Annotated in this window: 11 protein-coding genes; 6 read left to right on the forward strand and 5 right to left on the reverse strand. The window is 64.9% G+C overall.

All coding sequences use genetic code 11. The features are described from left to right. Nucleotides 1–51: 51 nt before the first annotated feature. A complete protein-coding gene (locus PTT45_RS20110) occupies nucleotides 52–1,086 on the forward strand; it encodes a histone deacetylase family protein (protein ID WP_273815756.1) in 1,035 nt (344 codons plus the stop codon). Nucleotides 1,087–1,233: 147 nt separating this feature from the next. Here the strand turns inward: PTT45_RS20110 and PTT45_RS20115 are convergent, their stop codons facing one another. The 3 genes from PTT45_RS20115 to PTT45_RS20125 form a co-directional block, all read right to left on the reverse strand. Beyond that, on the reverse strand, nucleotides 1,234–2,160 hold the full coding sequence (locus PTT45_RS20115; RefSeq protein ID WP_273815757.1) for an SdiA-regulated domain-containing protein: 927 nt from the start codon (nucleotides 2,158–2,160) through the stop codon (nucleotides 1,234–1,236). 91 nt (nucleotides 2,161–2,251) lie between these two features. Then, nucleotides 2,252–2,917 carry a fumarylacetoacetate hydrolase family protein gene (locus PTT45_RS20120; RefSeq protein WP_273815758.1) on the reverse strand — a complete coding sequence of 222 codons (666 nt, stop codon included), beginning with the start codon at nucleotides 2,915–2,917 and terminating at the stop codon, nucleotides 2,252–2,254. 88 nt (nucleotides 2,918–3,005) lie between these two features. Next, nucleotides 3,006–4,400, reverse strand: coding sequence for an FAD-binding oxidoreductase (locus PTT45_RS20125; RefSeq protein ID WP_273815759.1), 1,395 nt, complete (start codon nucleotides 4,398–4,400; stop codon nucleotides 3,006–3,008). A gap of 175 nt (nucleotides 4,401–4,575) precedes the next feature. Between PTT45_RS20125 and serA the strand changes: the two genes are divergently transcribed. Next, entirely contained in the window at nucleotides 4,576–5,805 is a 1,230-nt protein-coding gene (serA, locus tag PTT45_RS20130) for a phosphoglycerate dehydrogenase (protein ID WP_273815760.1), read from the forward strand. A gap of 62 nt (nucleotides 5,806–5,867) precedes the next feature. On the opposite strand, the gene ppx is transcribed toward serA, so the two are convergent. Beyond that, nucleotides 5,868–7,367 (reverse strand): exopolyphosphatase, encoded by a 1,500-nt coding sequence (gene ppx / locus PTT45_RS20135; RefSeq protein ID WP_273815761.1) that lies wholly within the window; start codon nucleotides 7,365–7,367, stop codon nucleotides 5,868–5,870. A 214-nt stretch (nucleotides 7,368–7,581) separates the two neighbouring features. On the opposite strand from ppx, the gene trxA reads away from it, so the two are divergent. The 4 genes from trxA (at nucleotide 7,582) to PTT45_RS20155 (ending at nucleotide 11,976) form a co-directional block, all read left to right on the forward strand. Then, nucleotides 7,582–7,908, forward strand: a complete 327-nt coding sequence (gene trxA / locus PTT45_RS20140; protein WP_043310887.1) for a thioredoxin TrxA — start codon at nucleotides 7,582–7,584, stop codon at nucleotides 7,906–7,908. A 245-nt stretch (nucleotides 7,909–8,153) separates the two neighbouring features. Next, nucleotides 8,154–9,413, forward strand: coding sequence for a transcription termination factor Rho (gene rho, locus PTT45_RS20145; protein ID WP_192312707.1), 1,260 nt, complete (start codon nucleotides 8,154–8,156; stop codon nucleotides 9,411–9,413). Between the two features lie 101 nt (nucleotides 9,414–9,514). Continuing rightward, entirely contained in the window at nucleotides 9,515–10,981 is a 1,467-nt protein-coding gene (gene ubiD / locus PTT45_RS20150) for a 4-hydroxy-3-polyprenylbenzoate decarboxylase (protein ID WP_273815763.1), read from the forward strand. A 26-nt stretch (nucleotides 10,982–11,007) separates the two neighbouring features. Continuing rightward, nucleotides 11,008–11,976 (forward strand): CDP-6-deoxy-delta-3,4-glucoseen reductase, encoded by a 969-nt coding sequence (locus tag PTT45_RS20155; protein WP_273815764.1) that lies wholly within the window; start codon nucleotides 11,008–11,010, stop codon nucleotides 11,974–11,976. Nucleotides 11,977–11,997: 21 nt separating this feature from the next. Here PTT45_RS20155 and PTT45_RS20160 read toward each other — a convergent pair whose 3' ends face one another. Then, nucleotides 11,998–12,771, reverse strand: coding sequence for a type IV pili methyl-accepting chemotaxis transducer N-terminal domain-containing protein (locus tag PTT45_RS20160; RefSeq protein ID WP_273815765.1), 774 nt, complete (start codon nucleotides 12,769–12,771; stop codon nucleotides 11,998–12,000). Nucleotides 12,772–13,005: the final 234 nt, after the last annotated feature.

Here is a 13,005-nt window from a genome sequence, read left to right on the forward strand (position 1 = left end):
TCCCCATTTACCTGCCTAGCACGGACTTCGCCTGAGTCCGGGGAGCTTCTTATGCTGACGATTTATAGCGACGACCATCACCTGCACCACGGCAAATACGAGCTGATCGACGGCCAGCTCACGCCCTGCTTTGAGAAGCCCAGCCGCGCCGACATGGTCCTGGCGCGCGCGCAGAAGGTGAAGCTGGGTGAGGTGGCGGCGCCGCGCGACTTCGGCATGGCGCCGATCCTGCGGGTGCACGACGAAGGCTTCGTGCATTTCCTCAAGGACGCCTGGGCCGAATGGCAGGCCATGGGTCGTGACTACGACATGCTGCCGTTCACCTGGCCCAACCGCCGCTTGCGCCAGACCATTCCGGACTGCATCGACGGCAAGTTCGGCTACTACAGCTTCGACGCCGGCGTGCCGATCACTGCCGGTACCTGGCAGGCGGTGAGCAGTTCGGTAAACGTGGCGCTGACCGGCCAGGCAGAGCTGGCCAAGGGCGCGCGCGGGGTGTTCTCGCTGTGCCGTCCGCCGGGCCACCATGCCGCGGCCGACTACATGGGCGGCTACTGCTACTTCAACAACGCCGCCATCGCCGCCCAGGCCATGCTCGACCAGGGCGCCAGCCGCGTGGCGATCCTCGACGTCGACTATCACCACGGCAACGGTACCCAGGACATCTTCTACGACCGTGCCGACGTGCTGTTCACCTCGATCCACGGCGACCCGCGCTTCGAGTACCCGTTCTTCCTCGGCTATGCCGACGAGAAGGGCGAGGGCGTCGGCCGTGGCTTCAACTTCAACTACCCGCTGGCCGCCGGCAGCGACTGGTCGGCCTGGAGCCTGGCGCTGGCCGCCGCCTGCCGGCAGATTGCCGCCTACGCGCCGGATGCGCTGATCGTCTCGCTGGGCGTGGACACCTTCAAGGAGGACCCGATCTCGCAGTTCAAGCTGGATAGCCCGGACTATCTGCGCATGGGTGAGGTCATCGGCGCGCTGGGCCTGCAGACCCTGTTCGTCATGGAAGGCGGCTACGCGGTGGAGGAGATCGGCATCAACGCCATCAACGTGCTGCAGGGCTTCGACAGCGTTACCCGTTAAACGCCTAGAACCTGCTTAGGCTCTTGCGAGCTAGCGCCAGGCAAGGCGAAAGCCGGTGAGGAAGCGGAGTTTACGAATGGTAAATGAGCATTCCGAACCGGCTTTCAACACAGCCTGGCCGACGCGCAGCAAAGCATAAGTAGGTTCTCAGCCTTGTGGCGCGGTGAAGGGCTCATCCTTGCGGAACACGTAGAACAGGTTCGGCTCGCTGACCATGTAGATGGTGCCGTCCTCGTCCATGGCCACGCCCTCGGCGCGCGGGATGCGTCGATCGAGGCCGCTCTGGCCACCCATCAGGCTGATGAAGCTGACCGGGTCGCCCTTTTCGTTCAGCTCCAGCAGCAGGCGCGACTGGGCGGAGAGGACGAGGATGTGGCCGGTGCGCGGGTCGACGCTCAGCGCCGACAGGTTGCGCATGCCCAGGCCGTAGCTCGGTAGCGGCTGCAGTTCCTGGTCGAGCAGGTGCTGGCCGTCGCTGCCGAGGCTGAACATACGCGGTGTACGCTCCTTGCCGAGCAGCAGGCGCTGCTGTGCCGGGTCCCAGGCCACGCCCTCGAAGCCCTTGTTGCCGGCGTCGGGGAAGCCCAGGTCGAAGGGTTCGGCGTCGGCCAGGTCGAGCTCGCGGGTCTGCGGCGTCAGCTCGAAGATCGACAGCTGGCGCTGGCGCTCGTCGGCCACGGCGATCTTGCCGTTCTCCAGTACCGCGACTCCTTCCGGATTGCTGAAACCCTTGAGCACGATGCGCCGTAGCACCTGGCCGGTGCGGCTCAGCTCGACCAGCATCGGCAGCTTGCCGGTAACGGTGAACAGGGTGCCGGTGAGCGGGCTGTAGGCCAGGTCGGAAGTCTCGCCTTCCTCCAGGCCCGGCAATGGCAGGCTCTGGATGCTGGCCTTGTAGCCCGGCAGCCAGATGCTGGCGGCGCGCTCGGCGCCCGGCAGATTGTGTTCCTTGAACCAGTACAGGACGCGGTCGTCCCAGTGCATGTAGCGCACGATGGCGATCAGGCAGGCCAGCGTGACGACCAGCGCCAGGCTCTGGCGGCGGCCACGGGAGAGGGGAAAAGCGAAGGACATCGATGACTGCTCGGACAAATCGAGTTCGTCAGAGTACTCAGTAGGGGTGAAAGTTCTGTGAAGCGCGGCGGGCCAAGGCCCGCCGGGGGATTCAGAGGACGCGGGTGGCAAAGCTCGACAGACCGACCAGCTCGACCTGCAGGCTTTCGCCGCTGGCCAGCGGGCCGACGCCGGCCGGGGTGCCGGTGGAGATCACGTCGCCCGGCTGCAGGCTGAAATGCGCGGCGATGTGCTGGATCAGCGGGATGATCGGGTTGAGCATGGAGCTGGCGTTGCCGTCCTGGCGCACCTGGCCGTCGATGGTCAGGCGGATGCCGATGTCGCACAGGTCTTCCACTGCGTCGGCGACGACGAACGGTGCGAGCACGAAGGCGCCGTCGAAGCTCTTCGACAGTTCCCAGGGCAGGCCCTTCTCCTTGAGCTTGGCCTGCACGTCGCGCAGGGTCAGGTCCAGGGCGGGGGCGAAGCCGGAGATGGCGTCGCGCACTTCCTCTTCGCTGGGTTTCTTCGACAGCGGCTTGCCGATCAGCACGGCGATCTCTGCCTCGAAGTGCACGCCACCGCGATCCTGCGGGATGGCGAAGCCGTCATCCATCGGCACGGTGCAGCTGCCCGGCTTGATGAACAGCAGCGGTTCGGTGGGGATCGGGTTGTTCAGCTCGGCGGCGTGTTCGGCGTAGTTGCGGCCGACGCAGACCACCTTGCCCAGCGGGAAGTGGATCGGGGTGCCGTCGATGTACTGGTGCTGGTAGCTCATGCGGGCTCCTGTGAACGGGGAGACGGTGGACAGCCACCGCGGAGCGGCAGGATGGCAGGTGCGCGCGGCACCGGCCATCCGACGGAAGTCAAAGCGGGAAGATCTTGCCCGGGTTCATGATGCCGTTCGGGTCGAACACGGCCTTGATCGCCTTCATGTAGCCGATCTCGGCCTCGGAGCGGCTGTAGTGCAGGTAGTCACGCTTGGTCATGCCCACGCCGTGCTCGGCGCTGATCGAGCCGTTGTACTTCTGTACGGTCTCGAACACCCACTTGTTGACGATGGCGCACTTGGCGAAGAAGTCGTCCTTGGACAGGTTCTCCGGCTTGAGGATGTTCAGGTGCAGGTTGCCGTCGCCGATATGGCCGAACCACACCACCTCGAAGTCCGGGTAGTTGGCCTCGACGATGCGGTCGATATCGTGCAGGAAGGCCGGCACCTGGCCGACGGTGACCGAGATGTCGTTCTTGTACGGGGTCCAGTGGCTGATGGTCTCGGAGATGTACTCACGCAGCTTCCACAGGTTCTCCAGCTGCTGCTGGCTCTGGCTCATCACGCCGTCGACCACCCAGCCCTGCTCGACGCAGTGCTCGAAGGTCTCCAGTGCCTGGTTAGCGACTTCCTCGGTGGTGGCCTCGAATTCCAGCAGGGCGTAGAACGGGCAGTCGGTCTCGAAGGCCGGCGGCACGTCGCCACGGGCCATGATCTTGGCCAGGGCCTTGTCCGAGAAGAACTCGAAGGCGGTCAGATCCAGCTTGTTCTGGAAGGCGTGCAGCACCGGCATGATCGAGTCGAAGTCCGGGGTGCCGAGGACCATCGCGGTGAGGTTCTTCGGCGCGCGTTCCAGGCGCATGGTCGCTTCGACGACGAAGCCCAGGGTGCCCTCGGCGCCGATGAACAGCTGGCGCATGTCGTAGCCGGTGGCGTTCTTGATCAGGTCGCGGTTCAGCTCCAGTACGTCCCCGGCGCCGGTGACCACCTTCATGCCGGCCACCCAGTTGCGGGTCATGCCGTAGCGGATCACCTTGATGCCACCGGCGTTGGTACCGATGTTGCCGCCCAGCTGGCTGGAGCCGGAGGAGGCGAAGTCCACCGGGTAGTACAGGCCCTTGTCTTCGGCGTACTGCTGCAGCTGCTTGGTCACCACGCCCGGCTGGCACACCACGGTGCGGTCGAATTCGTTGAATTCGACGATCTGGTTCATGTAGTCGAAGGCCACGACCACTTCGCCATTGGCGGCGACGGCGGCGGCGGACAGGCCGGTGCGGCCGCCGGAAGGCACCAGGGCGACCTTGTGCTGGTTGGCCCAGCGCACGATGGCCTGCACCTGCTCGGTGGTCTTGGGGAAGACGATAGCGGACGGGGCTGGCGCGAAATGCTTGGTCCAATCCTTGCCGTAGGCGTTGAGGGAATCGGCGTCGGTCAGCACCTTGCCGGCATCCACCAGGGTCTTCAGCTCATCGATCAGGGCAGGATTGGTCATCTGGGAACTCTCGAACTATTCATGGTCACCCTGAGAACGCTTCATCGCCCAGGGGTGGCAGTTTCGCGGGGCGCGTATGTTAGCATACGCACCCCGCCAATCGTGCCTCACCGCCGATCCGCGGGCCGGCCAAGGCCGCTTTCCTGACACTTTTTGTGGGACCACAGGTACTCCGATGAGCAAGACCTCTCTCGACAAGAGCAAGATCAAGTTCCTTCTGCTGGAAGGCGTGCACCAGAACGCCGTCGACACGCTGAAGGCCGCTGGCTACACCAACATCGAGTACCTCAAGGGCGCGCTGTCCGACGAGGAGCTGAAGACCAAGATCGCTGACGCGCACTTCATCGGCATCCGCTCGCGTACCCAACTGACCGAGGAAGTCTTCGACTGCGCCAAGAAGTTGGTCGCCGTCGGCTGCTTCTGCATCGGCACCAACCAGGTCGACCTGGGCGCTGCCCGTGAGCGCGGCATCGCCGTGTTCAACGCCCCGTATTCCAACACCCGCTCGGTTGCCGAACTGGTGCTGGCCCAGGCCATCCTGCTGCTGCGCGGCATTCCGGAGAAGAACGCCTCCTGCCACCGTGGTGGCTGGATCAAGTCGGCGGCCAACTCCTTCGAGATCCGCGGCAAGAAGCTCGGTATCGTCGGTTACGGCTCCATCGGCACTCAGCTCTCGGTCCTGGCCGAAGCCTTGGGCATGCAGGTGTTCTTCTACGACACCGTGACCAAGCTGCCGCTGGGCAACGCCACCCAGGTGGCCAAGCTGCACGACCTGCTGGGCATGGCCGACATCGTTTCCCTGCACGTGCCTGAGCTGCCGTCCACCCAGTGGATGATCGGCGAGAAGGAAATCCGCGCCATGAAGAAGGGCGGCATCCTGATCAACGCCGCCCGTGGCACCGTGGTCGAGCTGGAGCACCTGGCCGCCGCGATCAAGGACGAGCACCTGATCGGCGCTGCCATCGACGTGTTCCCGGTCGAGCCGAAGTCCAACGACGAAGAGTTCGAGAGCCCGCTGCGTGGCCTGGATCGCGTGATCCTGACCCCGCACATCGGTGGTTCCACCGCCGAAGCTCAGGCCAACATCGGCCTGGAAGTGGCCGAGAAACTGGTCAAGTACAGCGACAACGGTACCTCGGTGTCCTCCGTGAACTTCCCGGAAGTCGCCCTGCCGGCGCACCCGGGCAAGCACCGTCTGCTGCACATCCACGAGAACGTGCCGGGCGTGATGAGCGAGATCAACAAGGTGTTCGCCGACAACGGCATCAACATCTCCGGCCAATTCCTGCAGACCAACGACAAGGTCGGCTACGTGGTGATCGACGTCGACGCCGAGTACTCCGATCTGGCCCTGGAAAAACTGCAGCACGTTACCGGCACCATCCGCAGCCGCGTCCTCTTCTAAGAGCGCCGCGCTGCAACGAAAAAGGGAGGCCTAGGCCTCCCTTTTTCATGTCCGCGATTGGCTCAGCGCACGGTCAGCACGAAGTTGATGCGGGTCAGCCATTCGGCTTCCTGCTCGAAATCGGCCTGGGTCAGCGGGTTGGCTTCCAGCCAGCCTTCTGGGAAGGTCATGTCCAGGCGCTGCGGGCCGGCCTGCAGCTGCACCTTGGGCATTTCCTGGGTGCCGCGGATGTGGTGGAAGAGGATGGCGAAGCGCAGCAGCACGCACAGGCGCAACAGCTGCACGCCGTCCTCGCCGAACTCGGCGAAGCGTTCCTTGGGGATGTTGCGGCGGTGGCCGCGTACCAGCAGGGCCAGCATCAGCTGGTCGCGACGGGAGAAGCCGGCCAGGTCGGAGTGCTCGATCAGGTAGGCGCCATGCTTGTGGTACTGGTAGTGGGCGATGTCCAGGCCGATCTCGTGGACCCGTGCGCCCCACTGCAGCAGGTCGCGGTGCCAGTCTTCGTCCAGCTGCCAGGCGCTGGCGACTTTCTCCAGCGCCGCCAGGGCCTTGGCCTCGACGCGCGCGGCCTGCTGCAGGTCGACGTGGTAGCGCTCCATCAGCGAACCCAGGGTGCGCTCGCGCACGTCCTCGTGGTGATGGCGACCGAGCAGGTCATACAGCACGCCTTCGCGCAGAGCGCCCTCGGAATGGTCCATGCGCTGCAGGTCGAGGGCGTCGAAGATGGCTTCGGCGATGGCCAGGCCGGCGGGGAAGATCTGCCGGCGGTCGGGCTTGATGCCGTCGATGTCCAGCTTGTCCGCCTCGCCCAGCTTGAACACCTTGCGCTTGAGCCAGGCCAGGCCTTCGGGATTGATCTCGCCATTGCCCAGGCCGCCGGCCTTGATCGCCAGGCCCACGGCTCGGATGGTGCCGGAGGCGCCTACCGACTCCTGCCAGCCCAGACGGTGCAGGCCCTGCTCGATGCTCATCAGCTCCAGGCGCGCGGCGGTGTAAGCCTGGGCATAGCGCGCCGGGGTGATCTTGCCGTCCTTGAAGTAGCGCTGGGTGTAGCTGACGCAGCCCATCTGCAGGCTCTCGCGCAGCAGCGGCTCGAAGCGCTGGCCAACGATGAATTCGGTGCTGCCGCCGCCGATGTCCACTACCAGGCGTTTGCCGGGGGTGTCGGCGATGGTGTGGGAGACGCCGAGGTAGATCAGGCGGGCCTCTTCACGGCCGGAGATGACTTCTACCTGGTGGCCGAGCATTTCGTCGGCGCGGCGGATGAACTCGGCGCGGTTGCGCGCCTCGCGCAGGGCGTTGGTGCCGACGATGCGTACGGCGCCGTGAGGCAGGCCCTGGATCAGCTGGCCGAAGCGGCGCAGACAGTCCAGGCCGCGCTGCATGGCTTCCTCGCTGAGCTGGCGCTCGTCATCCAGGCCGGCAGCCAGCTGCACCTTCTCACCGAGCCGCTCGAGGATGCGGATCTCGCCGTGGTCGGCCTTGGCCAGCACCATGTGGAAGCTGTTGGAGCCCAGGTCGATGGCGGCGATCAGAGGAAACTGTTTGGCGGTATTGGGCATGAAGGATTGTCCCTTGGCAAAACCTTGGTGCCCGACCTGATCGAGCGGGCACCGCATGACTGCATGTTAACCGCCCATGGCCGGGTTGCCGTAGTCTTTCATCAGCAGTATGAAATCCATTGATAGTCAAGCTCAATGGACAGCGGCTTTCGGCAGGGGCGGATGCGGGCTATCATGGCGCCACTTTTTCTGCTTCCGATCACGGAGACTGTACATGAGCGAATTCATCACCAACGTCAGCGACACCAGCTTCGAAGACGACGTGATCAAGGCCGAAGGTCCTGTTCTGGTCGACTACTGGGCCGAATGGTGCGGCCCGTGCAAGATGATCGCCCCGGTCCTGGACGAGATCGCCCAGACCTACGCCGGCAAGCTGAAGGTCTGCAAGCTGAACATCGACGAAAACCAGGAAACCCCGCCGAAGTACGGCGTGCGTGGCATCCCGACCCTGATGCTGTTCAAGAACGGCAACGTCGAGGCCACCAAGGTCGGCGCCCTGTCCAAGTCGCAGCTGGCCGCCTTCCTCGACGCCAATATCTGAGGTCCCGGCCCCGGATAGCGCAAAAGCCCCGCAGCTCGCGGGGCTTTTTCTTTGGGCGCAGGCTGGACGCGGCGCCAAACCCGGTGTTAAATTCGGGCCTGCAGCGGGTTCTTCGCTGCCCTCCAAGCCGTCGCCGACGCACTCCTCCCGATAATATCGAGCGATCCAGTCGCCTTCTCCGCGGCGCGGCCAGCAAAGCCCCCAGGGCTTTCCTTCCCTCTCTCTATATACCTACGTTCATTCCTATGAATCTGACCGAACTCAAGCAAAAGCCGATTGCCGAACTGCTGGACATGGCCGACCAGGCTGGTCTGGAAAACATGGCCCGTTCGCGCAAGCAGGACATCATCTTCGCCCTGCTGAAGAAGCACGCGAAAAGCGGCGAAGAGATCTCCGGCGACGGCGTGCTGGAGATCCTCCAGGACGGCTTCGGCTTCCTGCGTAGCGCGGACTCCTCCTACCTGGCCGGCCCGGACGACATCTACGTCTCGCCCAGCCAGATCCGCCGCTTCAACCTGCGTACCGGTGACACCATCGTCGGCAAGATCCGCCCGCCGAAAGAAGGCGAGCGCTACTTCGCCCTGCTCAAGGTCGACACCATCAACTTCGACCGTCCGGAAAACGCCAAGAACAAGATCCTGTTCGAGAACCTGACGCCACTGTTCCCGACCAAGCGCCTGACCATGGAAGCCGGTAACGGCTCCAAGGAAGACCTCACCGGCCGGGTGATCGACCTCTGTGCACCGATCGGCAAGGGCCAGCGCGGCCTGATCGTCGCCCCGCCGAAAGCGGGCAAGACCATCATGCTGCAGAACATTGCGGCCAACATCACCCGCAACAACCCCGAGTGCTACCTGATCGTCCTGCTGATCGACGAGCGCCCGGAAGAAGTGACCGAGATGCAGCGCACCGTGCGCGGCGAAGTGGTCGCCTCCACCTTCGACGAGCCGCCGACCCGCCACGTGCAGGTCGCCGAGATGGTGATCGAGAAGGCCAAGCGCCTGGTCGAGCACAAGAAGGACGTGGTCATTCTGCTCGACTCCATCACCCGCCTGGCGCGTGCCTACAACACCGTGATTCCGAGCTCCGGCAAGGTGCTGACCGGTGGTGTCGACGCCCACGCCCTGGAGAAGCCGAAGCGCTTCTTCGGCGCCGCCCGTAACATCGAGGAAGGCGGTTCGCTGACCATCATCGCCACCGCGCTGGTCGAGACCGGCTCGAAGATGGACGAGGTGATCTACGAGGAATTCAAAGGCACCGGCAACATGGAGCTGCCGCTGGACCGCCGCATCGCCGAGAAACGCGTGTTCCCGGCCATCAACATCAACAAGTCCGGCACCCGCCGCGAGGAGTTGCTGACTGGCGAGGAAGAGCTGGCGCGCATGTGGATCCTGCGCAAGCTGCTGCACCCGATGGACGAGATCGCTGCCATCGAGTTCCTCACCGACAAGCTGAAGGACACCAAGACCAACGACGAATTCTTCTTGTCGATGAAGCGCAAGTAAGCACGAGTCGTTACACGCGAGGCCGGGGAAACCCGGCCTCGTTGTTTCGGAATACCCGAGTCTGGCGCTAAACTTTGCGCCCCGACCTGTGAGGCCCAAGCATGCAGTACCGCGACCTGCGCGACTTCATCCGCGAGCTGGAAAGCCGCGGCGAGCTCAAGCGCATCCAGACCCCGGTCTCTCCCGTGCTGGAAATGACCGAAATCTGCGACCGCACCCTGCGCAAGGGCGGCCCGGCGCTGCTGTTCGAGAAACCCACCGGCTTCGACGTGCCGGTGCTCGGCAACCTGTTCGGCACGCCCGAGCGCGTGGCGCTGGGCATGGGCGCCGAGGATGTCGGCGAGCTGCGCGAGATCGGCAAGCTGCTGGCCTTCCTCAAGGAGCCCGAGCCGCCCAAGGGTCTGAAGGACGCCTGGAGCAAGCTGCCGATCTACAAGAAGGTCATCAGCATGGCGCCCAAGGTCCTCAAGGACGCGCCGTGCCACGAGGTGATCGAAGAAGGCGACGCGGTCGACCTGGGGAAGCTGCCGGTGCAGACCTGCTGGCCGGGCGACGTGGCGCCGCTGATCACCTGGGGCCTGACCATCACCAAGGGTCCCAACAAGGAACGACAGAACCTCGGCATCTATCGCCAGCAGGTGATCGGCCGCAACAAGGTGATCATGCGCTGGCTCAGCCACCGCGGCGGCGCGCTGGACTACCGCGAGTGGTGCCAGAAGTACCCGGATCGTCCCTATCCAGTGGCCGTTGCCCTGGGCGCCGACCCGGCGACCATCCTCGGCGCCGTCACCCCGGTGCCGGATACCCTCTCCGAGTACGCCTTCGCCGGCCTGCTGCGTGGCCATCGTACCGAGCTGGTCAAGGCCATCGGCTCCGACCTGCAGGTGCCAGCCAGCGCCGAGATCGTCCTCGAGGGCCACATCTATCCGGGCGAAACCGCACCGGAAGGCCCCTATGGCGACCACACCGGCTACTACAACGAGGTCGACACCTTCCCGGTGTTCACCGTCGAGCGCATCACCCGCCGGCAGAAACCGATCTACCACAGCACCTACACCGGCCGCCCGCCGGATGAGCCGGCGATCCTCGGTGTGGCGCTGAACGAGGTGTTCGTGCCGATCCTGCAGAAGCAGTTCCCGGAGATCACCGACTTCTACCTGCCGCCGGAAGGCTGCTCCTACCGCATGGCGGTGGTGACCATGAAGAAGCAGTACCCCGGCCACGCCAAGCGCGTGATGCTCGGCGTCTGGTCCTTCCTGCGCCAGTTCATGTACACCAAGTTCGTCATCGTCACCGACGACGACGTCAATGCCCGCGACTGGAACGACGTGATTTGGGCCATCACCACGCGCATGGACCCCAAGCGCGACACGGTGATGATCGACAACACGCCGATCGACTATCTCGACTTCGCCTCGCCGGTCTCCGGCCTCGGCTCGAAGATGGGCCTCGACGCCACCCACAAGTGGCCAGGCGAGACCACGCGCGAGTGGGGTCGGGTGATCGAGAAGGATCCGGCCGTGGTGGCGCGGGTCGATGAACTATGGAAAGAGCTGGGCATCGACTGATGGAGGCGTCACCTGCGGATCAGGTCATGAAGGTCACCCTGCAACCCTCCGGCGCGGTGCTCGACGTGCATGGCGGCGAACGCATCCTCGATGCCGCGCGGCGCCTGGGCTACGAGTGTCCGCAGAGCTGCCGCAATGGCAACTGCCATATCTGCGCGGCGTTGCTGGTAGAAGGGCGGGTGCGCCAGGCCGGCGCCGAGCTGGACCACGGCGAGCTGTTCACCTGCCTGGCCGAGCCGCTGGAAGACTGCGTACTGCACTGGGATGGCGTGCTCGCGCCGGGCGAGTTGCCGGTGCGTACCTTCGGTTGCCAGGTGCTCGACCTTACTGATCTGGGTGGCGATGTCTGCCGCGTGCGCCTGCGCGCCCCGGCCGGCAAGGCGCCGCGCTATCACGCCGGGCAGTACCTGCTGCTGCAGCGCGATGACGGCGAGTGGTCAGCGTTCTCCCTGGCCTCGGCGCCCCACCAGGGCCGCGATCTGGAGTTGCACATCCTTACCCGCGAGGACAGCAGCCGGCAGATCGTCGCGCAGCTGCAGCGCACGCGCCTGGCGCGGGTGCAGATGCCGTTCGGCGACACCCACCTGGCCGAGTTGCCGGACGGGCCGCTGGTGCTGCTCGCCGCCGGTACCGGTATGGCGCAGATGCACAGCCTGATCGAACACTGCCGTGGCAGCGGCTTCGCCCAGCCGATTCACCTGTACTGGGGCGTGCGCCACCCGGACGATTTCTACCAGCTGGAGCACTGGTCGGACTGGGAGAGCCAGCCCGGCCTGCAACTGCACCGGGTGGTCAGCGACGCCTGCGGCTGGGGCGGGCGTTGCGGCATGCTGCACGAGGCGGTGTGCCAGGACTTCGGCGACCTCAAGGCGCTGCACGTCTACGCCAGCGGTTCGCCGGGCATGGTCTACGGCACCCTGGACGCCCTGGTCGCGGCCGGCATGGACCCACACCAGATGCGCGCCGACGTATTCGCCTACGCGCCGCGCGACTGAGGCGCGGCGCGTAGTTCGGCGTCAGCCCTGCAGGCCGGCGTAGAGGCGGGTCAGCTCGTTCATGTGGCGGAACAGCGAATCGGTGCTGACGGTGATCGAGGTCGGCACGAAGGCGCTGGTGGCGTGCAGGTCGATGCCCTTGAGGGTGAAGGCCCAGTTGGCCCGCACACGGCGCAGCGAGGTGGCAATCTGCTCGTTCGCCGCCGGCTTGGCCTCGAACTCCTTGAGAATGCCGTCGAAGTCCGCCACGGCGGTATCCAGCTTGCTGTCCAGATCGGGCGCCTGAACCTGCCAGGCCTTGGCCATGTAGAGCATGGCGATGCGCTGGCTCTGCACGCGTGCCCAGCCGCTGCGATTGACCACGTTGCCCATGGCGCCCACCTGCGCGGCCATCAGGTCGGTCAGTTCCTGCGATTGCTTGAGCAGGCTCTCGCTGTTGGCCAGCATGGCGGCGGCCTGAGCCTGGTCCGGCTTTGCAGTGACCTGTGGGCGGAAGGTCTCCCAGGTCTGCCCGACTTCGGCCAGCTTGCTCTTGATCTCCGGCGTCGGCGCGTAGGCGCTGAGGGCCTGGTAGGCGTTGTCGAACTGGGTCACCGACTCCTGCAGCTGGCGACTGGCGCTGTCGACGCGCACATCGGCGCCGATCATCAGGTAGTTCTTGGCCATGCGCTGCACCAGTGAGCGCTGCAGACCGGTCATGTTCATCGCTTCGCCAGCGGACAGTTGCGCCGAGGCGGGCCCGCTCAGGACCAGCGCGGTAATCATCAGCAAGGCGGACAGACAATTCTTGAACACTTCAAACCTCCATATTTTTTCGGACAAATAGACGATCGCGCCGGCGCCAGAACTGGCGCAGCGTGCCCCGAAGTGCATGAATTGTTGTTGGATGAGCGGCGGGGGTTGCAGTGAAACCTGACTGTCAGGTCACTGCGAGGGGCGCGATCTTAACGGCTAAATGCGCGTGGCGGTGAAGGCTTTTTGCTATGGCGCGAAAAAGCGCCGGATTTGCGAGGCGGGTCACGCGAGCAG

The organism is Pseudomonas sp. Gutcm_11s (genome assembly GCF_028649395.1).
Lineage (GTDB): Bacteria > Pseudomonadota > Gammaproteobacteria > Pseudomonadales > Pseudomonadaceae > Aquipseudomonas.